The 19,171-nt window shown below is 61.8% G+C and carries 18 protein-coding genes; 10 read left to right on the forward strand and 8 right to left on the reverse strand.

The window, feature by feature from the left end; all coding sequences use genetic code 11:
• Positions 1-15: 15 nt before the first annotated feature.
• From RAK1035_RS14035 to RAK1035_RS14050, 4 genes are all read right to left on the reverse strand, one after another.
• The gene (locus RAK1035_RS14035) at positions 16-780 is read right to left on the reverse strand and encodes an AAA family ATPase (protein WP_157132422.1); all 765 of its coding nucleotides are present in this window, start codon (positions 778-780) and stop codon (positions 16-18) included.
• A 291-nt stretch (positions 781-1,071) separates the two neighbouring features.
• Positions 1,072-2,133 carry a dihydropteroate synthase gene (locus RAK1035_RS14040; RefSeq protein ID WP_081506056.1) on the reverse strand — a complete coding sequence of 354 codons (1,062 nt, stop codon included), beginning with the start codon at positions 2,131-2,133 and terminating at the stop codon, positions 1,072-1,074.
• 9 nt (positions 2,134-2,142) lie between these two features.
• Entirely contained in the window at positions 2,143-3,069 is a 927-nt protein-coding gene (locus RAK1035_RS14045) for a methylenetetrahydrofolate reductase (RefSeq protein WP_112303166.1), read from the reverse strand.
• A gap of 30 nt (positions 3,070-3,099) precedes the next feature.
• Positions 3,100-3,396 carry a virulence factor gene (locus RAK1035_RS14050; RefSeq protein ID WP_008280768.1) on the reverse strand — a complete coding sequence of 99 codons (297 nt, stop codon included), beginning with the start codon at positions 3,394-3,396 and terminating at the stop codon, positions 3,100-3,102.
• A 236-nt stretch (positions 3,397-3,632) separates the two neighbouring features.
• Here RAK1035_RS14050 and RAK1035_RS14055 point away from each other — a divergent pair, with 236 nt between their 5' ends.
• Genes RAK1035_RS14055 through RAK1035_RS14065 form a run of 3 tightly spaced genes read left to right on the forward strand, consistent with a single transcriptional unit; the run spans position 3,633 to position 5,931 of the window.
• Positions 3,633-4,745, forward strand: coding sequence for a Ppx/GppA phosphatase family protein (locus tag RAK1035_RS14055; protein ID WP_008280769.1), 1,113 nt, complete (start codon positions 3,633-3,635; stop codon positions 4,743-4,745).
• 42 nt (positions 4,746-4,787) lie between these two features.
• Positions 4,788-5,204 (forward strand): phage tail protein, encoded by a 417-nt coding sequence (locus RAK1035_RS14060; RefSeq protein WP_254683681.1) that lies wholly within the window; start codon positions 4,788-4,790, stop codon positions 5,202-5,204.
• A gap of 10 nt (positions 5,205-5,214) precedes the next feature.
• Positions 5,215-5,931, forward strand: coding sequence for an RlmE family RNA methyltransferase (locus RAK1035_RS14065; protein ID WP_008280771.1), 717 nt, complete (start codon positions 5,215-5,217; stop codon positions 5,929-5,931).
• A 4-nt stretch (positions 5,932-5,935) separates the two neighbouring features.
• Here RAK1035_RS14065 and RAK1035_RS14070 read toward each other — a convergent pair whose 3' ends face one another.
• Complete coding sequence (locus RAK1035_RS14070) at positions 5,936-6,133, reverse strand: hypothetical protein (RefSeq protein WP_008280772.1); 198 nt, start codon at positions 6,131-6,133, stop codon at positions 5,936-5,938.
• A 244-nt stretch (positions 6,134-6,377) separates the two neighbouring features.
• On the opposite strand from RAK1035_RS14070, the gene RAK1035_RS14075 reads away from it, so the two are divergent.
• The 5 genes from RAK1035_RS14075 (at position 6,378) to selD (ending at position 12,453) form a co-directional block, all read left to right on the forward strand.
• Positions 6,378-7,241, forward strand: coding sequence for an FAD binding domain-containing protein (locus tag RAK1035_RS14075; RefSeq protein ID WP_037297587.1), 864 nt, complete (start codon positions 6,378-6,380; stop codon positions 7,239-7,241).
• Positions 7,238-7,717 (forward strand): (2Fe-2S)-binding protein, encoded by a 480-nt coding sequence (locus tag RAK1035_RS14080; RefSeq protein ID WP_008280774.1) that lies wholly within the window; start codon positions 7,238-7,240, stop codon positions 7,715-7,717. The genes RAK1035_RS14075 and RAK1035_RS14080 overlap by 4 nt, the downstream gene beginning before the upstream one ends.
• Positions 7,717-9,963 (forward strand): xanthine dehydrogenase family protein molybdopterin-binding subunit, encoded by a 2,247-nt coding sequence (locus RAK1035_RS14085; RefSeq protein WP_008280775.1) that lies wholly within the window; start codon positions 7,717-7,719, stop codon positions 9,961-9,963. Before RAK1035_RS14080 ends, RAK1035_RS14085 begins: the two co-directional genes overlap by 1 nt.
• Complete coding sequence (locus RAK1035_RS14090; RefSeq protein ID WP_008280776.1) at positions 9,963-10,208, forward strand: MoaD/ThiS family protein; 246 nt, start codon at positions 9,963-9,965, stop codon at positions 10,206-10,208. Before RAK1035_RS14085 ends, RAK1035_RS14090 begins: the two co-directional genes overlap by 1 nt.
• A 73-nt stretch (positions 10,209-10,281) precedes the next feature.
• Complete coding sequence (selD, locus tag RAK1035_RS14095) at positions 10,282-12,453, forward strand: selenide, water dikinase SelD (protein ID WP_008280777.1); 2,172 nt, start codon at positions 10,282-10,284, stop codon at positions 12,451-12,453.
• 253 nt (positions 12,454-12,706) lie between these two features.
• Here selD and mnmH read toward each other — a convergent pair whose 3' ends face one another.
• Both mnmH and RAK1035_RS14105 read right to left on the reverse strand, forming a co-directional pair.
• Positions 12,707-13,741 (reverse strand): tRNA 2-selenouridine(34) synthase MnmH, encoded by a 1,035-nt coding sequence (gene mnmH, locus RAK1035_RS14100; RefSeq protein WP_008280778.1) that lies wholly within the window; start codon positions 13,739-13,741, stop codon positions 12,707-12,709.
• Positions 13,742-13,875: 134 nt separating this feature from the next.
• A complete protein-coding gene (locus RAK1035_RS14105; protein WP_008280779.1) occupies positions 13,876-15,213 on the reverse strand; it encodes a flavin-containing monooxygenase in 1,338 nt (445 codons plus the stop codon).
• Positions 15,214-15,375: 162 nt separating this feature from the next.
• Between RAK1035_RS14105 and RAK1035_RS14110 the strand changes: the two genes are divergently transcribed.
• Positions 15,376-16,677: an ABC transporter substrate-binding protein gene (locus RAK1035_RS14110; protein ID WP_008280780.1), complete on the forward strand. Its 1,302-nt coding sequence runs from the start codon at positions 15,376-15,378 to the stop codon at positions 16,675-16,677.
• A 21-nt stretch (positions 16,678-16,698) separates the two neighbouring features.
• Here RAK1035_RS14110 and RAK1035_RS14115 read toward each other — a convergent pair whose 3' ends face one another.
• Entirely contained in the window at positions 16,699-17,421 is a 723-nt protein-coding gene (locus RAK1035_RS14115; protein ID WP_008280781.1) for a FadR/GntR family transcriptional regulator, read from the reverse strand.
• 399 nt (positions 17,422-17,820) lie between these two features.
• Between RAK1035_RS14115 and RAK1035_RS14120 the strand changes: the two genes are divergently transcribed.
• Entirely contained in the window at positions 17,821-19,110 is a 1,290-nt protein-coding gene (locus RAK1035_RS14120) for an ABC transporter substrate-binding protein (protein ID WP_008280782.1), read from the forward strand.
• Positions 19,111-19,171: the final 61 nt, after the last annotated feature.

Below are 19,171 nucleotides of genomic sequence, written 5' to 3' on the forward strand. Positions count from 1 at the left end.
ACCACTTTCAGGGGGCTACTCCATATGGTCCGCTTGGAGTAAGTGCATCATAGTTTGCATCCAAACTTGAAACCCAAACCCTGCCCACTGCACTTCACGAACGTGTGGCCCATCTCGGAAATACATTCTGACGACAGGTCGCGCTCCACCTCTTTCAATCTCTGGCTTCATTAGCCTGATTCCAGGCCATCCGATCTCAACCAAATCGGCAAAATCCTGAAATTCATCGTTTGTTTTGTGAAGCCAGAAGTTCCGAAAATTTCGACTGGCCAGTCTGCTGTATCTATTCTTCTCTACTGTCGCCTGCTGAACAAGCTCTTCATTTTGCTCAAGCGGACTAAGTGTTGGAACGATTACTATATCAAGAGGAAATTGGTTTCTTAGAAAAGACGAGTTTTTCTGCGGTGATACGTCAGATTTTAGATAAAGTTGAATGTCGCCACCTTGGGGAATCTTCAAGACAACTGAATTTCCGTTATCGGCTGAGATCTCGATGCGAGCGAAACCGTCACCAAAGTTGTGAATGCAATACCTTAAATCTGTTTGAATAACGGACTGAGGTACTTCGTATGTCGAACAAACACCATCTTTTTCTTGGCTTCGGAAGGTTGCTGAACGACGGCCTGCATATCTCAGCGCATCAAATGCAATTCTGAATGCATCTAAGGTGGTGGACTTGCCTGCGTTGTTGGGGCCAACGAGAACGTTCTTTGAGCGCGCTGATATCACAAAGCGCGAAAATGTTTTGTAGTCTCGGAACTCTATAGATTTTACCCGCACCTTCTTCGCACCCTTCGTGATAACTTAGGGGTAATTTGCATGACCTTCGAGTGGAAGTCATTATGCATTACGCTGCTCTGGCCTTGACCAAGGAAACCTCAAGAGACGCCGGGTCAAGCCCAGGGTGACGGTTGTGAGGGCGGGTGATGCCGGAGGCATGCCTTTGGCATGACTGCTGCGCGGCGGCGCTGCGCGCCTTGGGCCCGCGCTTTGGTGATTGGGGGGAGGGGCCCCGGGTCAAGCCCGGGGCGGATGGTGTGGGAGGCCCCGGCTCGGGGCCGGGGCGGGGGGTTAGCCCCGGCGGCGGCTGCGGCTTCCGGCGCGGCCACCGGCGCGGACTTCTTCGCCGGGTTTGGGCGGGGCTTTGTTGAACTTGATCCAGTTGCCGCCATGCGGATCGGCGTTCATCAGGAAGTTGGCGGCCATGATCGCCTCCATCTCCTTGCCCGGACGCGCCTTGGTGGAGCCGAGACCAAAGAGTTGGCAGAAGGTCTCGTCATCCATGTCATCGGGGAGGATCAGGCCAGAGGCGGCGACTTCGGCCTTTTTCGCCTCGATCTCGGATTGTTTCACCGGCAGGGCAATCGGGTTCATGATCGCAGAGGTCATGCCCGACTGCATCGCCATGGGCAGAAAGGCGTTGTTGATGCCGTGGCGGTTGGGCAGGCCAAAGGAGATGTTCGACGCGCCACAGGTGGTGTTGACGCCCAATTCCTCGCGCAGGCGGCGCACAAGGGTAAAGACCTGACGGCCCGCCGTGGCCATGGCACCCACGGGCATCACCAGCGGATCGACGACGATGTCATAGGCGGGGATGCCGAAATCGGCGGCCCGTTCGACGATTTTCTTGGCGACGGCAAAGCGCACATCGGGGTCTTCGGAAATGCCGGTGTCATCGTTCGAGATGGCGACGACCGGCACGTTGTATTTCTTGACCAGCGGCAGGACGTATTCGAGACGGTCTTCTTCGCCCGTCACCGAATTGAGGAGCGGGCGGCCATGGGCGGCCATAAGACCGGCCTCGAGGGCGGCGGGCACGGATGAGTCGATGCAGAGGGGCAGATCAACGAGGCCCTGAACCAGCTCGATCATCTTGGTCATGAGGGGCGGTTCGGTCTCGTTCGGGTTGGGGTTGGAGTTGTAGACCACACCTGCGTTGATATCGAGCACGGTGGCCCCGGCTGCGGCCTGTGCGAGCGCATCGGATTCGACGGTGGAGAAATCGCCCGCCTCAAGTTCGGCGGCGAGTTTCTTGCGGCCCGTGGGGTTGATGCGTTCGCCAATGACGCAGAAGGGCTCGTCAAAGCCGATGACGGCGGTTTTGGTTTTGCTCTCGACGATGGTGCGGGTCATGGTTTGGTCTTATCCTTGCTGGTTGGCGGGCGTGGCGGAGGCCCCGCCGTTGTCGATGGCCCATTCGGCATTGGCCTTGATCCCGCCAAGCGGGAAGAAATGCACATGCTCGATGTTGAAATCGGGGTTGGCGGCCTTGTGGGCGGCGAGTTCGGTCAAAACCTCGGTCGGCTCATAGGGCAGGAGCAGTTTCGAGACATCCATGGCGCGTTTCTGCAGAACCTTGAGCGAGGGGCCGACACCGCAGGCGATGGCGAATTTGATCAGGGTTTGCAGCTTGGCGGGGCCAGCGATGCCGATATGGATGGGCAGGTTGATGCCGGCGGCCTTGAGGTTGTCGGCCCATGCGATGATCGGCTTGGCCTCGAAGGCGAATTGGGTGGCGAGCGCCATTTTGGCGTCGGTGGTTTCCGAGAATTTCTGTTTCCAGCGAAGGGCATCCTCGACATTCTTCATGCTGCCGTCGGGGTCGATATCTTTGTTGCCTTCGGGGTGGCCAGCGACATGCAGGCGCTTGAAGCCTGCGCGGTCGAATTCACCGGATTCCATGAGCTGCATGGAGCTGTCGAAATCGCCATGCGGGGTGGTGACGCCACCGGCGAGCAGGAGTGCTTGGTCGACGCCTGCCTCGCCTTGGTAGCGGGCGATCCAATCGGCGAGGGTGGCGCGGTCCTTGATGATGCGGGCCGGGAAGTGCGGCATCACGGGATAGCCATCGGTGGCCAGACGCTTGGCGGTGGCGACCATATCCTCGATCGGGGTGCCTTCGATATGGGCGATGTAGACGCGGGTGCCTGCGGGCAGCAGGTCGCGGAAATTCTCGACTTTTTCGGCGGTGCGCGGCATCACCTCTATGGAATAGCCCTCAAGGAAAGCCTCGAGCTGACCATTGGCGGGGGTGAACTTCTCACGCTTCTTGAAATTGAACAGAGCCATCGCGGCCTCCCATAGAGTTCCAGAGCGCATTCACGCCCAGCCATCATTCGCGATCAGGGCCTTGATACGCTCCTGATCGAATTCTGCGTCGATCCGGGCCGCCTCGGATTGGGCGACGGCGTCGGGTTCGCCTTCGATGGGATAGGGATCAGCCTTGCGCCATTCAGCGAGATAGGCATCGGTGCCTGCTGCGCCGCATTTCATCGCTGCACGGTCGATGGCCTGCTCAAACCGTTCGGGCAGCTGAACCTTGCTGCCGCGACGGCCTTTGCCGACGATGACCTGAGCGGGGATGTCCCGCCAGTAAACGATGGTGACGTCAACCATGGCTGATTCCTTTTTCCTTCGTGGTCCCTACGTAATGCAGGTGCGACGTTGCGCAGGGTCGGATTTCGACAGAACGGGCGCGTCATGCGACCTGCGCACAGTAGCGGCGCGTCGCCAGAGGGGCCATGGGGGCAATTGCGAAAAATACTCATCATCATCATGACCCCTCGCAACGCTTGCGTGCGCCTGCGCTTCGGACTAGTTTGGGGATAACTTGAAATGGAGGGCGTGTTGCGATGACGCCCAAGCGTCCCGAAAGTGCGGGCGCGGTCCCGAACACGGTTGAGAGCCCCGCACTGACCCGTCCGGATCGGGGGCCGCTCTATGCGGCACTTGATCTGGGAACAAACAGTTGCCGCATGCTGATTGCCCAACCCGAGGGTCATCAGTTCAAAGTCGTGGACAGCTTTTCGAAATCGGTGCAGTTGGGCGCAGGGCTGGAAGGCTCTGGCCGCTTGTCGCGGGCGTCGATTTACCGGACGATTCAGGCGCTCCGGGTTTGCAAGCAAAAGTTGAAGCGTCACGGGGTGACGCGGATGCGGCTGGTTGCAACCGAAGCCTGCAGGCGTGCCAGCAACGGGGCCGATTTCATGCAGCGCGTGGAGCGCGAAACGGGGCTGAGGCTGGATATCATCGCGCCGCAAGAAGAGGCGCAATTGGCGGTTGTCTCTTGTGCGCCGCTGGTCAATCAGCGCACCGATCAATTGCTGGTGGTGGATATTGGCGGCGGGTCCACGGAACTGGTGTGGATCGACCTGACGGCGGTGCCGCATTCCGAGCGGCGGCGCGCGATCATGCGCATGCATCTGGGGTTTCACGCCAGCCCCGTTGGCCTGCCAGCGGCGCGGGTCGTGGATTGGATCAGTGTTCCGCTAGGCGTGGCGACCTTGCGCGATCAGTTTCGCGATGTCGAGGATGACGCGGCGCGGTTTGCGTTGATGAGTTGGTTCTTTGAAGAGAACCTTGCCGAGTTCGCCCCCTATAAGGACGAGCAATCGCGGGACGGGTTTCAGATTGTTGGCACCTCTGGCACAGTGACGACCGTTGCGGCCAGTCATCTGGGCCTCAAGCGCTATGACCGGAACAAGGTGGATGGCTTGACCATGACCAGCGACGAGATTGATCGGGTGATCCGGTCCTATCTGGCGCTTGGGCCTGCGGGGCGGCGTCGTGATCCGCGTATCGGTCAGGACCGCCAAGCGCTGATCATGTCGGGGGCGGCGATCTTGCAGGCGCTGCTGCGGTGCTGGCCTACGGATCGGTTGAGCGTGGCAGACCGGGGCCTGCGCGAAGGCATGCTGTATGCCCAGATGGCGGCGGATGGCGTGTTGACGGAAAGGGACGGATAGATGGGGGATGACGGATCGGCGCAATCGCAAAACATCTGGCCTTTGCCGAAGTTTTATTTCCGGGTGACATGGGATACCGCGGAGCTGAATTTCCAAGAGGTCTCTGGGCTGGATCCGGACAATCAGACGATTGCCTATCGCGCGGGCAATTCGCCCGTGTTTTCGCAGGTAAAAATGCCGGGTATAGTAAAACCGAGCAATATCACCATGAAAAAGGGAATCCTTATCAAGGATAACTCAATCTTTGACTGGTTCGCCGAGATCAATATGAACGTGATCAAGCGCAAAGATATGACGATCGCCTTGCTGGATCAAAGCGGTGCTCCGACGATGATCTGGCGGGTCAAAAACGCCTTTCCGGTCAAGCTGACAGCCGCCGATCTGAAGGCCAAGGGCAATGAGGTGGCGATTGAATCGATTGAGATCGCCCATGAAGGACTGACAATTGAAAATGTGTGAGGCAGGCTAGATGGCCAAGACACCGGATGGGAAAAACACCTCGGGGCGGGGCCAGCGTGATCTGACGGTCAAGGTCAAGACCGCGCGCGGGCGTACATCGTCGTCGACGCGTTGGTTGCAGCGGCAATTGAACGATCCCTATGTGAAGCGCGCGCAGGTTGAGGGCTATCGCGGACGCGCGGCGTTCAAGATCATGGAATTGGACGACAAGTTCCGGTTTCTGGTGCCGGGCGCGCGGGTGCTTGATCTGGGCTGTGCGCCGGGGGGCTGGTGTCAGGTGGCGGTGCCGCGTGTCAATGCGCTTGGCGAGAAACAGGGCAAGGCGATTGGGCGCATTGTCGGGGTTGACCTGCAAGAGGTCGAGCCGATCATGGGCTGCGAGATCCATCAGCTGGATTTCATGGCGGATGATGCCGATCAGCAGGTCAAGGACTGGCTGGGGGGCAAGGCCGATGTGGTGATGTCGGACATGGCGGCCTCAAGCTCTGGTCACAAGCAGACGGACCATTTGCGCATCATCGCGCTGTGTGAGGCGGCGGCCTATCTGGCCTTTGACGTGCTGGAGGTGGGTGGCACGTTCGTCTCCAAGGTGCTGGCAGGTGGGGCCGAGGGCGAGTTGCAGACGCTGCTGAAAAAGCGGTTTGACAAGGTGGCCAATGTCAAGCCGCCCGCGTCCCGTGCGGACAGTTCCGAGAAATTCGTGGTGGCCACAGGGTTTCGCGGCTGAGCGGTCAGTGGGTTTTCCCGTCTTCGGGCGCGATGGAGCGGCTGGCGGCCTGAACAAAGAGGTGCAGGTCGGAGGGATCGGTTTCCGGCTGGCTGATGTGTCTGTGCGAGACAGAATGTGCCATGCCGCGTTGCCGGATCAATTCGAACAAAAGCGCATGGCGGGCGCGGTCGAGCTTGGGGCGCTTATCGGTGTCGGACATGAATAACCTCTTGTGAATGCGTGTACTCTGTAACGGCGATAAGATTGCAAAAGGATTACGGCGATTTTAGCGCGGGAATTGTGCGCTGATAAGGCGCTTTTCGATCAAGGCCGATGTGGCGCGCGCCGGCGCTCAAAGGTCGGCAAGCGGTTTGCGTCTGGGCGCGAGTTGCGGGATAGTCGAGGCAAATGGGATCGAGTCAGGCCGAGGTCTGATCAAGAGTGAACAGGAAAGGATGGCCGAAATGCGTTATGAGGCACCTCAGGATGTCGAGGCCGCAGTGCGGCTGCTCGCGGCGGAGCAGGGGGCATATGTGCTGGCGGGGGGCACGGACCTGTTGGTCAAGCTGCGCTCTGAGATGGTCGAGCCGGAACTGGTGGTCGACATCAAGCGCATTGCGGGCATGAAGGCGATCACGGCTGAGGCGGGCGGCTGGCGCATTGGCGCGGCTGTTTCAGGGGCCGAGATGGGCGAGCATGCGGGGCTGGTCGCGGATTGGCCCGGTGTGGTCGAGGCGGCGGGGCTTATCGGCTCGACCCAAGTGCAGGGGCGGGCCACTTTGGCGGGCAATCTCTGCAACGCCTCGCCTGCGGCGGATTCGGTGCCAGCTATGGTGGCAGCGGGGGCTGTGGTGCGGGTTGTGGGCCCCAAGGGCCCGCGCGACGTGGCGGTGATTGATATTCCGAAGTCACCGGGCAAGACCACGCTGGCGGCGGGCGAATTCATCGCCTCGGTCTTTCTGCCTGCGCGCGGCGCGCGGTCGGGTGATGCCTATCTGCGGTTCATCCCGCGCACCGAGATGGATATCGCAGTGGTGGGCTGTGGCGTGTCGCTGAGTTTCGATGACGAGGGCAAAGTGTCTGCCGCGCGGGTGGCCTTGGGGGCGGTTGGCCCCAAGGTGATGCTGGTTGACGCGGCGGCAGAGGCCATCATCGGCCGGGCGCTTGATGAGGCGGCGCTGACAGATTTGGCGGCGGCCTGTTCCGAGGCGGCCAACCCGATAGAGGACAAGCGCGGCACGGTTGAGTTTCGCCGCCATGTGGCGGGGGTTCTGGCCCGCCGGGCGGCGGTGATCGCCGAGACGCGCGCGAAAGGAGACAAGGCATGAGCCGGATACATGTGACGACAAAGGTCAATGGCGACGAGACCGAGTTTCTCTGTGATGCAGAGGCGACGCTGCTGGATGTGCTGCGCGACGAACTGGGCCTGACGGGCACCAAAGAGGGCTGTGGCACTGGTGATTGCGGCGCCTGTTCGGTGACGGTGGATGGGCGGCTTGTGTGTTCGTGCCTGATGCTGGGGGCCGAGGCCGAGGGCTGCGAGATCACCACGATCGAGGGTATGGCGGCAGGCGAGGTGCTGCACCCGTTGCAAAAGAAGTTCATCGAGATGGCAGCGCTGCAATGTGGCATCTGTACGCCGGGCATCCTTGTCGCGGCGAAATCGCTGCTGGAGCGCAACCCGGACCCAAGCGAAGAGGAAGTGCGCTATTGGCTGGCGGGCAATCTGTGCCGCTGCACCGGCTATGACAAGATCATCCGCGCTGTGATGGAAACGGCGGCGGACATGCGGAGGGCGTCGTAATGGCTTTGGATGACACCAAGAAAACCAAGGATTTCAAGGTTGTGGGCACGCGGCCCAACCGGCCTGACGGCATTGATAAGGTCACCGGGCGGGCGCGCTTTGGCGCGGATATGGTGGCACCGGGGATGTTGACGGGGCGCGTTCTGCGCAGCCCGCATGCCCATGCACGCATTCTGCGGATTGACACGAGCAAGGCCGAGGCGCTGCCGGGAGTCAAGGCAGTGGTGACGCGCGCCGATTTCGGTGATGTGCCGGATCATGTGGCCGATGTGATCGACAATTGCATGGCGGGCGACAAGGCGCTTTATGATGGGCACGCGGTGGCCGCGATTGCCGCCAATTCCGCGGCGGTGGCGCGAAAGGCGCTCAAGCTTATCGAGGTGGAGTATGAGGTTCTGCCGCATGTGACGGATGTGGACGCGGCCATGAAGCCCGGCGCGCCGGTGCTGCATGAGGGCGCGCAGCAGGAAACGGTGCCCGAGGGATATTCGGGCAATGTCATCTCGCGGGTTGAGTTCGGACATGGCGATATCGAGGCCGGTTTGGCCAAGGCTGACCGCGTCGTCGAGCGGACCTATCGCACCGGGGCCACGCATCAGGGCTATATCGAGCCGCACGCCTGTCTGGCGACGATGAGCGCGGATGGGCAGGCCGATCTTTGGGTCTGCACACAAGGGCATTACATGGTGCGCAATGTCTGTGCCGCGATCCTTGGGATGGAGCAGGGGCAATTGCGGGTGACGGCCAGCGAAATCGGCGGCGGTTTTGGTGGCAAGACGGTGGTTTTCCTTGAGCCGGTCGCGTTGATGCTGGCCAAGAAATCGGGCCGCCCGGTCAAGATGGTGATGAGCCGGTCTGAGGTGCTGCGTGCCACGGGGCCGACCTCGTCTACCTCGATTGATGTGCGCATCGGCATGAAGAAAGATGGCCGGATCACCGCTGGTTTTGCCGAATTGCGCTATCAGGGCGGGGCCTATCCGGGGTCGCCGGTGGATATGGGCTCGATGTCGGCCTTTGCGCCTTATGATCTGGAAAATGTCAAAACCGTTGGCTGGGACGTGGTCACGAACCGGCCCAAGGCGGCGGCCTATCGTGCGCCCGGCGCGCCAATGGCGGCCTTTGCGGTGGAAAGCGCGATTGACGAATTGGCCAAGGGTTTTGGCCTTGATCCGCTGGCGGTGCGGTTGATGAATGGGGCGAAAGAGGGCACGCGCGCCTCTTACGGCCCGACCTATCCGGCGATTGGCCTGATCGCGACCTTGGAGGCGGCCCATACGCATCCGCATTGGACGGCCCCCTTGGGCGAAAACCAAGGGCGCGGTGTGGCTTGCGGATTTTGGTTCAACTTTGGTGGCGATACGTGCGTCAGCCTGAATGTAACGCCGGATGGAACGGTGACGGTGTCAGAGGGCAATCCCGACATTGGCGGGTCGCGTGCGTCGATGACGATGATGGCCGCCGAAGAGCTGGGTATTCCCTATGATCAGGTGCGCACGGTGATTGCCGACACCGGATCGCTGGGCCAGAACGAGGTGACGGACGGCAGCCGTGTGACCTTTGCCGTGGGTCTGGCCACCATTGAGGCGGCGCGCGCCGCCAAGCGCGAGATGTGCAAACGTGCCGCGATGATCTGGGGTATCGACGAAGAGGCGGTCGAATGGGAAGACGGGGCTGCGCGCCCGGCCGGCCCCAATGCCGGTAAATTCCCCCCCATGACCATCAAGGAGATTGCCGCCGTGGCCAGCAATACCGGCGGGCCGATTGCCGGGCACCATGAGGTGACAGCCGAGGGCGCGGGCGTGAGTTTTGGCACGCATATGGTAGATGTCGAGGTTGATCCCGATACCGGCGCCACCAAAATTCTGCGCTACACGGTGTTTCAGGATGCCGGCCGCGCAGTGCATCCGGCCTATGTTGAAGGACAGTTTCAGGGCGGTGCCGTGCAGGGCATCGGCTGGGCGCTGAACGAGGAATATATCTATGGCGAGGATGGGATTCTGCAAAACGCAGGCTTCCTTGATTACCGTATTCCCGTGGCCTCTGACCTGCCGATGATCGACACGGTCATTTTGGAAATCCCCAACCCCGGCCATCCCTACGGCGTGCGCGGTGTGGGCGAAACGCCGATTGTGCCGCCCTTGGCTGCGGTGGCCAATGCGGTGTCGGCGGCGGCGGGGGTGCGGATGACGCAGCTGCCGATGTCGCCGCCGCGTGTTCTGGCCGCGATTCAGGCGGCAAAGGGCTGATGGTCAAGGTCGTGCTCTGGGGGTCTTTGGCCGAGAGCGCGGAAGGCCAACGCGAGGTGGCGGTAGAGGCCGCCACCTTGCGGGAATTGCTGGATGGGTTGGGCGAGACATTCCCCGGCCTGCGCGCAGAGTTGGAGCGCGGCGTGTCGGTGTCGATCGACGGGCGCGTCTATAACGACAGTTGGTTCACGCCGATTAAGCCCGATAGCGAAGTTGTGTTGCTCAAGCGGCTTAAGGGCGGCTGAGGCGCGCGCATTCGCCGCTTTTCCTGTGCTGCGGCTTGGCTTATCCCGGTAGCCGAAAACCGGAGAATGTCCCATGATGCCTGCCTATGTTCCCCTGACCCGCGATCTGGTTCTGATCGGGGGGGGCCATGCACATGCGTTGGTGCTGCGGATGTGGGGGATGGACCCGCTGCCGGGGGCGCGGCTGACGGTGATCGACCCCAATCCGGTGGCACCCTACACGGGCATGTTGCCGGGGCTGGTGGCGGGGCATTACCGGCGCGAGGAGTTGGAGATTGATCTGGTGCGGCTGGCGCGCTTTGCGGGTGCGCGGCTGATCGTGGGTGCGGTCACGGGGATTGATGCTGCTGCGGGCCGGGTGACGGTCGCGGGGCGGGGCGAGATCGGTTTTGACGTGGCCTCGGTCGATGTGGGCATTCATTCGGCCATGCCGCAGGTGCCGGGGTTCGCTGACTATGGTGTCGCGGCCAAGCCGCTTGGCCCCTTTGCCGGGGCGTGGGAGGAGTTTTTGCGCCGGGTGGCCGATGGTGCCGCGCCGCAAGCGGCGGTGATTGGTGGCGGGATTGCCGGGATCGAATTGGCGATGGCGATGGCCTATCGGTTGAAGGGCGTTGCCGGACGCGCCGAGGTGACGCTGATCGAGCGGTCAGCAGAGATTGCGCCGGGGGCACCGGTGATTCGCCCGCGTCTGACGCGCGCCTGCGTAGCGGCGGGCGTGCGGATTGTGACGGGCGGTGACGTGGCGCAGGTTACGGGCGCGGGCGTGATCTTGGGCGATGGCACAGAGATTGCGGCGGGGTTTGTGGCCGGGGCGGCGGGGGCGCGGGCACATGGCTGGCTGGCAAAGACCGGATTGCCGGTGACGGCGGATGGGTTTTTGCGCGTGGGGGCGGATTTGCGGGTTGAGGGGCAAGAGGCGATATTTGCCGCCGGAGATTGCGCGCATCTGACCCATGCGCCGCGCCCCAAGGCCGGGGTCTATGCCGTGCGCGCGGCCCCGGTGCTGCGCGACAATCTGCGCGCGGTGTTGAGCGGGGGGACAACGCGGGCGTTTCATCCGCAGCGCGATTACCTCAAGCTGATTTCCTTGGGTGAAAAATCGGCCTTGGCGGAAAAGATGGGGATGGCCTTTGGCGGGCGGTTGCTCTGGCGGTTGAAGGATCGGATTGACCGCAAATTCATGGTGCAATTCGGCGATTTGCCGGTGATGGGCGCGGCAGAGGCCCCGGCTGTGCGGGCCTTGGGCGATCTTGGGCCAGAGCCGCTGTGTGGGGGGTGCGGGGCCAAGGTGGCCCCAGGGGTGTTGTCCGCAGTCTTGGCGCAGGAACGGCCCCCGGCGCGGGCGGATATCGTGACCGGGCCGGGGGATGATGCGGCGATGATCATGGTTGGCGGCGTGCGGCAGGTGTTGACCACGGATCATCTGCGGGGATTTACCGAGGATTTGGGGGTGATGGCGCGGATTGCGGCGCTGCATGCCTTGGGTGATGTCTGGGCGATGGGGGCAAAGCCGCAGGCGGCGCTGGTCTCGGTGACTGTGCCGCGCATGTCGGAAGGTTTGCAGGCACGCACCATGGCCGAGATCATGGCGCAGGCGGGGGAGGCCTTGCGTACGGCTGGGGCCGAGATCGTGGGCGGGCATTCCACCCTAGGGGCGGAGGCCAGCATTGGGTTTACGGTCACAGGGCTGCTCGAGCGCGACGCGATCACGGTGGCGGGGGCGCGGGTGGGCGATGCGCTGATCCTGACGCGGCCCATCGGGTCGGGCGTGCTGCTGGCGGCTGAGATGCGCGGGCTGGCGGATGGGCGCGATATTGCGGCGCTGCTCGCGGCGTTGCAGGTGCCGCAGGGGGCGGCGGCGGAGATACTCTTGGGGGCACATGCGATGACGGATGTGACGGGCTTTGGTCTGGCAGGGCATTTGATGGCCATATGCCGGGCCTCGGGCGTTGCGGCCGAGGTCGATCTGGCGGCGGTGCCGGTTTACGATGGGGCCGAGGCGTTGGCGGCGGCGGGCGTGCGGTCTACCATCTGGGCGGCGAATGTGGCGGCGGCACCGGTGACGGGTGGCGCGGGCGCGCGGGTGGCGTTGTTGCATGATCCGCAGACGGCGGGCGGGATGCTGGCGGCGGTCGATGGTGGAGAGGCAGAGGAGTTAGTGGCGCGATTGCGCGCTGCGGGGCATGTGGCGGCGGTGATCGGGCGGGTTGTGGCAGGGCCGGTGGGGATTGTGGTGAAGGGGTGAGGGTCGCGGGTTTCCCCCGCGCGGAATCAAGGGCGAAGCCCGCCGCGCGGATCGCTGGGCCGTCCGTCGCACCGAAGGTGCGCCGCTTTATCCCGGCACGCCTTTGGCGTGGCGGCCTAGCGATTTTGAGAGGGAGTGCCTCGCTGAGAGGTCACACGGACTTGGCACGCATAAAGTGGCAGCCGCGGATGTTGCTTCGCTAGTCCCCGGCCCAGCGACCCGCCCGGCTTAGTGGTCAACAGTAAACCCAAGCCTACCCGCTCTGGATCAAGCCCTTTGCTGCCGCTTGTAGCGTTGCCTCTGACAGATCGGGCAGTTCGAGTGGCGTGATGCCTTCGGGGCGGGGTTTGCGGATGTAACGCGGGTCGTAATGGGTCTCGATCAGTTGCGCCACGAGGGTGGGAAAATCGCCCGATGCGCCAAGGGCGCGCCATTGGTCCACTTGCGCATGGCCGTGATATTGCACAAGGCGCGACAGGATCGCGTCAAGCCGGTTGGGATCGGCGATAAGGTCTGTGTAATCGGTGCAGATATTGGACACGCGGGCGGCAAGCGGCACATTGATCCGGATCACGGGGGCGCTGCGCATGGCGCGGGCCAGCATGGGGGGCAGGGTGATGCGCCCGATGCGGCTGCTTTCGGCCTCGATATAGACCGGGCGGGTGGGATCAAGCCGGGCCATGCGGGCGGCAAGCGCGCTTTCGAATGACTTTTGCGAGGGTTGCCCGCCCGCGACGGGGCCAAAGACCGAGCCACGATGCGCGGCGAGATCCTCAAGGTCGATCACCTGCGCGCCAAGGGCTGCGAGATGGGTCAAGAGATGGGTCTTGCCGGTGCCGGTGCCGCCGTCAATCAGGCGGACGGGGGCGGGAAACGGCTCTTCATAGAGAGCGCGGGCAACAAGGCGGCGGTAGGATTGATAGCCGCCTTTGACGGTTTCGGCCTGCCAGCCGATCTGTTGCAGGATGACGGTGAAGGACCCAGAGCGCTGCCCGCCGCGCCAGCAATAGACCAGCGGACGCCAGCCGCCCGAACGATCCGCAAGCGGGCCCTCAAGATGGGCGGCGGCATTGCGGGAGACGAGGGCGGCACCGATTTTGCGGGCGAGAAAGCGATCCTGTTGCACATAGATGGTGCCCACGCGGGCGCGTTCCTCGTTCGAGAGCACCGGCAGGTTCAGCGCGCCGGGGATGTGATCCTCGGCATATTCGGCGGGGGACCGGACATCGATCACCTCGTCAAAGGGCAGGGCGGCGAGCGCCGCAAGACTGTCGAGGGTTATCGGCATCAAGGAAAATCGGGCTGAGGGCAGGGATGCAACATAGCCCTGTGCATGCGCCGACGCGCGGCCAAGATCAAGCCCCCATGCAGAGGCAAAAAAAGGGTGGGCAGCGCAGGGCCGCCCACCTCAGGTAGGGAAACTCAGTTCTGGAGGTAAACTTCGAGGCTGTCGTCGAGCGCGTCTTTCCACGGCGTGTGGTGCAGGGGCGCCATGGTGCCGGTGATGACCGATTTATAGGAATTGTTGCGGAAGCCCATGATGTCTTTCTTCTTGTGGCCCTTCCATTCCTTGAAGGCCTGACAGGCGCCTTCGACATCAAAGCTGGGATAATCGGTTTCGTCGATCAGTTCCTTGACGTAATCGCCCTGATACCAGATCGCGTCATAGTCATCCTGTCCGGCGTCCTCGCGGGCGACACGGTCGGCAACATCCGCCTCCATCGCCGCTTGGTCGGGAATGGCGATGCGGCCCATGATGGCGTCACGCACCCACCATGCCTGCGCGTCGAACATGTTGAAGGTGAACCACTGGTCCTGCATGCCGAGGTAAAAGAGCGCGGGTTCGCGCACAAAGGCCACGCCCTTGTAAAGATCGGCGGTGGCAAGGCGGTTGGCGGTCTTGAGGCGCAGATCGTCGGGCAGGAAGGGGAAATGGTGTTTGTAGCCGGTGCAGAGGATCACGGCATCCACATCCTTGGTGGTGCCATCCTTGAAATAGGCGGTGTTGCCCTCGACCTTTTGCAGGAGCGGGACCTCTTGCCAGTTGTCCGGCCATTTGAAGCCCATGGGGGCGGTGCGGTGGCTGACGGTCACGGATTTGCAGCCGTATTTCCAGCATTGCGAGCCGATGTCTTCGGCGGAATAGCTGGTGCCGACGATGAGAATGTCCTTGTCCTTGAATTCCAGCGCATCGCGGAAGTCGTGGGCGTGCAGGACGCGGCCTTTGAAATTCTCGAAGCCGGGGAAATAGGGCACGTTGGGCGTGCTGAAATGGCCCGAACAGACGATCACGTGATCGAAGGTTTCGGTATAGGTGCGATCCTCGGGGAGATGGCAAACGGTGACGTTGAACTTCTCGCCGTCCTTCTCGACCCAGCGGACGGCGGTGGAAAAGCGGATGAGGTCGCGCACACCGGCCTTGAGCACGCGGCCTTCGATATAGTCGAAGAGCACGGCGCGGGGCGGGTAAGAGGCGATTTGCTTGCCGAAATGTTCCTCAAAGGAATAGTCAGCGAATTCAAGGCCTTCTTTGGGGCCGTTCGACCACAGGTAGCGATACATCGAGCCGTGAACCGGCTCGCCATATTGATCAAGGCCGGTGCGCCAGGTGTAGTTCCAGAGGCCGCCCCAGTTGTCCTGCTTTTCAAAGCAGACGATTTCGGGGATCTCTGCGCCTTTGGCGGCGGCGGATTGGAAGGCCCGCAATTGGGCCAGGCCCGATGGTCCTGCGCCGATGATTGCAATTCGTTTTTTGGTCATGTTGCCCTCCAAGCTGGTATGGACCAATATTCAGGTATTGGTGCCTTTGGTTCATGCCAGATTGAAGTTGTGGGGGCGGGCTTGTCAATAATTTTTCTTTCCAAGAATAATATTTTCCCATGAACCGCTGGCGCAATGCCGGGAACCTGCTAGAAATTGCTCATGTCAAATTCGAGTTTTGCACAACGTCTGGCCATTCAGAGCGCGTTGCCCCGGTTTTCGGTCGGCATGCGCAAGACGCTGACCATCGGCTTTCTGGCCCCTTTGAGTGGCCCGGTCGAATCGTGGGGCCTACCGGGATTGCAGGGCTGTCGCTTGTGGGTGGATTGGCTCAACCGGGCGGGGGGCGTGCTGATGGGGGGGCGGCGATTCCCGGTGCGGCTCGAATCCTATGATTGCGGATATGACGGGGCGGATGCACTGACCGGGGCGCGGCATCTGGTGCAGGAACATGATGCGGCGCTGGTGATGATGCTGGGGGGCGATTCGTTCACGGAGGTGCGCGATTACTTGATGGGGCAGAAGGTGCTGACCTCGTCCTTGCTGACCAGTGATCTGTCGCCGGACACGCCCTATCTGATTGCGCCGGGCGAATCGCTGCCGATTTACACGGTGACGGCGGTGGAATGGATCGCCAAGAACAGACCCGAGATCAAGACCGTGGCGCTCTGTGCGCAGACCGATGCGTTGGGCCTGCCGGCGCTGGCCGCCTATCGCGCGGCGTTCAAGGCGGTGGGCATCGAGATCATCGAGGAAATTCGGTATGATCCGGGCACGGCATCGGCCCCTGCGGTGGTGGCCCCGATGCTGGCGGCCGCACCCGATATGCTGTGCTGGTGTACAAGCTATACGCCGATGGTGCATGCGATGACGGAATATGCCTATCATCAGGGCTATGCGGGCCAAATCCTGAGCTGTACGGCGGATTGCTATGAGCAGTTGATCGCGCTTACCTCGCCCGAGTTCATGGAAGGCTTCTTGTTCCAGTTTCCCGATTTCGACGATCCGGCGCTGGCGGAAAAGGCGTTTTTCTTTAACCAGCCGCAGGCGTTTTATGACGAATACAACGCGCGGTTTCCGGGCAGCTGGACGGCGGTGAGTTGGGAATATGCCGCGATCCTTGATATCTGGCAATCGGCGGTCGAGCGGGCGGGAACGGTCAATTCAGTCTCGGTTCTGGCGGCGATGCGGCAATTGGGCGAGGTCAACCACGCCTTTGGCCCGGCGCAATGGTGGGGGCAGGATATGTTTGGCCTTGATCACACGCTGATTGGCGATTGGCCGGTGGTGCAAATCCAAGGCGGCAAGGCGCGGATCGTTGGTTTCGGGTCAATCCCCGATTGGCTGGCGCGGCATGAGCCGCTGTTGCGGGCGGAAATGGCGGCCCTTGGCCAGCTTTGGCATCAGCGGCACGGGCAGGGGGCGGGCAAGGCCTGTCTTGAGGCGCGGCTGGTGGTGAGCTGAGGCGGCTGCGCCGTCCTGCGCTCAATCCTCTTGCAGCAGGGTCTTTTGTTCCTCGATCAGGTGCAGCTTGATGTATTCTACGGCGGTTTCCACATCGCGCGAAGAAATCGCGTTGAAAAGCGCGTTATAACGTTTCTGGTAATCCTCGATGCGTTTGGGCGTGAGATGCCGCCGCATCATGGTGGAGCGATGCGTTTGCAAACAGGCCTCGATCGCCAGATCATAGCAGGAGGCAAGCAGGGGATTGCCGGTGCCCGCCGCGATTTTGCGATAGAAATCCTCTTCGCAGGCGACGAATTCGGCGGCGTCGGTGCTGATCGCCTCCATTCGGGTGAGGATGTCGTCGAGCTCCATGATGTCGCGCGGCGTCATGTTGATGACCGCGAGGCGGATCATTTCCGGCTCTAGAATGCCGCGCACGACAAGGTGATCAAGCGGGCTGGTATTTTCGGCAAGCGCGCTGCGGCTGGGGGTGCGGGTGAGTTCGCTTTTGTACGTGACAAAGCTGCCCGATCCGGCACGGCGGCGGATGATGTTGCGCGCCTCAAGCACATCGAGCGCATCGCGCACGGTGTTGCGGGCCACGCCCAATTCCGACGAAAGCGTGCGTTCTGACGGCAGGCGCGCGCCCTCGGGATATTCCTCGGATTTGATGCGGGCAAAGAGGCTGTCGATCACCACCTGCACGGTGGCCCCGACCGAATGGCTGGTGACAAGCTGGGCTGTGGTGCTCTGGTTGGCCATCGTAGCGGGGTCCTTCGTGTGGCGCGGGGGCCGTTTGCAGCAAATCTAGGCGGAACCGGTTCCCTGCACAAGCCGCAGGTCAGCGGCATGGAACCAATTTCGATCCCCTTCCGGACCAGTTTTGCGGGCTGCGGGCGCAGATTGGTCGGATGCCTCTAAAACGACCCAGTTAAAATTCTGAGCAATATGAGAGATTTGGCGGGATAGGCGGGGTAAATTATAACTCTAAGAAACAAATTTTCTTGTGAGTTTCAAATCGCTTTGCTAGCCTTTGCTGGTGAGCCGAAACCAATTTCGGAAACTGGTATAGTCTCTGGGATTGGTAATGAACCAAAACAGGTCGTCCTTGGCTCCGCTCTGCTGCGCGATATCGCGCGGTGCCAACAGTTGGAGGAACGCATGCTTTCCAAATATATCTCTAAGGGGTTCACACGTCGGACCTTTCTGAAAACCTCCGCAGCGGCGACTGCCGCGCTTGGCCTGCCGAAAGTGGCGCTGGCGGCGGGTGAACCGATCAAGATCGGGTTTCTGGCCCCTTTGACGGGGGCTGTGGCGGCCTGGGGCAAGCCGGGCCTTGATGGCTGTATGATCTGGGCCGAGCGGGTCAATGCCGCGGGCGGGATCACGCTGGCGGATGGGGCGCATCCGGTTGAATTCGTGGCCTATGACGAGGAATACGATCCCGCCAAGGCGCGCACCGGGGCAACCAAGCTGATCCGTGAGGATGGCGTGAGCTTTATCATGATGCTGGGTGGCGATCCTTGGCCCGGTGTGCAGCCGGTGGCAGAGCGCACGGGGATGCTCTTTTCCACGTTGCTGCCGTCGGATCTGTCGCCCGATACCAAGACGCTGTTGGCCCCGGCCGAGGTGCATCCCATCTATAACGTGACGGGTGTCGAGTGGCTGGCGCAGAACAAGCCGGAATTGAAGACGGCGGTGATGTGCGCGCAGGATGACGCGCTTGGCCTGCCGTCGGTGGCCACCTATCTTGCGGCCTTTGAGGCGGCAGGGATCGAGATGCTCGATGAACCGCTGCTGTTTGATCCGGCCACCACGGATTTCGCGCCGGTGGTGACGCGGTTGATGGCCAAGAACCCCGATATCATCTGTCTCGACACGTGCTATTCGGATTATGTGCACCCCATCGCAGAGCAACTGTTCCAGCAGAATTTCAAGGGTCAGATCATCAGCTGTACGGCGGATTTCTATGACCAGATGATCGCCAAGACCTCCAAGGAATTCATGGAAGGGTTCATTTTCCAGTTCCCCGATTTCGACGATCCGGCGCTGAATGCCGAGAGCGTGAATTTCCAGGACCCCAACGGATTTTATGCCGAATACAACAAGCGGCATCCCGGTCAGTGGGGCGCGGTAAGCTGGGAATATGCCTCGATCATGGATCTGTGGAAGGTCGCGGCGGAAAAGGCAGGCTCTGCCGATCCCGAGGCGGTGCTGGCGGCAATGAAAGACGGCCCCGGCAACCACGCCTTTGGCGAGGCGGAATGGTGGGGCACCGAGCTTTTTGGTATCGACAATGCGCTGGTCGGCGATTGGCCGGTGGTGGCGATTGAAAACGGCAAGGCCGTGATCAAGGAATTCCGCTCGATCCCCGACTGGTATAGCCGCCATGGCGATCTTTTGATCAAGCATATGCAGGCCTATGGCCAGATGTGGGATCAGCGCGGCTGATGCACGTTCAGGACAGCGCCCGGCACGCGGGCGCTGTTATCCTTCCTCTCTAAAATTCGAG

This window comes from Roseovarius sp. AK1035 (genome assembly GCF_003288315.1).
GTDB classification, from domain to species: domain Bacteria; phylum Pseudomonadota; class Alphaproteobacteria; order Rhodobacterales; family Rhodobacteraceae; genus Roseovarius; species Roseovarius mucosus_A.

Excerpts from the sequence above, each read along its gene's own strand:
- RAK1035_RS14040 (WP_081506056.1), bottom strand. The coding sequence starts at position 2,133 with ATGACCCGCACCATCGTCGAGAGCAAAACCAAAACCGCCGTCATCGGC.
- RAK1035_RS14045 (WP_112303166.1), bottom strand. The coding sequence starts at position 3,069 with ATGGCTCTGTTCAATTTCAAGAAGCGTGAGAAGTTCACCCCCGCCAAT.
- RAK1035_RS14050 (WP_008280768.1), bottom strand. The coding sequence starts at position 3,396 with ATGGTTGACGTCACCATCGTTTACTGGCGGGACATCCCCGCTCAGGTC.
- RAK1035_RS14055 (WP_008280769.1), top strand. The coding sequence starts at position 3,633 with ATGACGCCCAAGCGTCCCGAAAGTGCGGGCGCGGTCCCGAACACGGTT.
- RAK1035_RS14065 (WP_008280771.1), top strand. The coding sequence starts at position 5,215 with ATGGCCAAGACACCGGATGGGAAAAACACCTCGGGGCGGGGCCAGCGT.
- RAK1035_RS14070 (WP_008280772.1), bottom strand. The coding sequence starts at position 6,133 with ATGTCCGACACCGATAAGCGCCCCAAGCTCGACCGCGCCCGCCATGCG.
- RAK1035_RS14075 (WP_037297587.1), top strand. The coding sequence starts at position 6,378 with ATGCGTTATGAGGCACCTCAGGATGTCGAGGCCGCAGTGCGGCTGCTC.
- RAK1035_RS14080 (WP_008280774.1), top strand. The coding sequence starts at position 7,238 with ATGAGCCGGATACATGTGACGACAAAGGTCAATGGCGACGAGACCGAG.
- RAK1035_RS14085 (WP_008280775.1), top strand. The coding sequence starts at position 7,717 with ATGGCTTTGGATGACACCAAGAAAACCAAGGATTTCAAGGTTGTGGGC.
- RAK1035_RS14090 (WP_008280776.1), top strand. The coding sequence starts at position 9,963 with ATGGTCAAGGTCGTGCTCTGGGGGTCTTTGGCCGAGAGCGCGGAAGGC.
- selD (WP_008280777.1), top strand. The coding sequence starts at position 10,282 with ATGATGCCTGCCTATGTTCCCCTGACCCGCGATCTGGTTCTGATCGGG.
- mnmH (WP_008280778.1), bottom strand. The coding sequence starts at position 13,741 with ATGCCGATAACCCTCGACAGTCTTGCGGCGCTCGCCGCCCTGCCCTTT.
- RAK1035_RS14105 (WP_008280779.1), bottom strand. The coding sequence starts at position 15,213 with ATGACCAAAAAACGAATTGCAATCATCGGCGCAGGACCATCGGGCCTG.
- RAK1035_RS14110 (WP_008280780.1), top strand. The coding sequence starts at position 15,376 with ATGTCAAATTCGAGTTTTGCACAACGTCTGGCCATTCAGAGCGCGTTG.
- RAK1035_RS14115 (WP_008280781.1), bottom strand. The coding sequence starts at position 17,421 with ATGGCCAACCAGAGCACCACAGCCCAGCTTGTCACCAGCCATTCGGTC.
- RAK1035_RS14120 (WP_008280782.1), top strand. The coding sequence starts at position 17,821 with ATGCTTTCCAAATATATCTCTAAGGGGTTCACACGTCGGACCTTTCTG.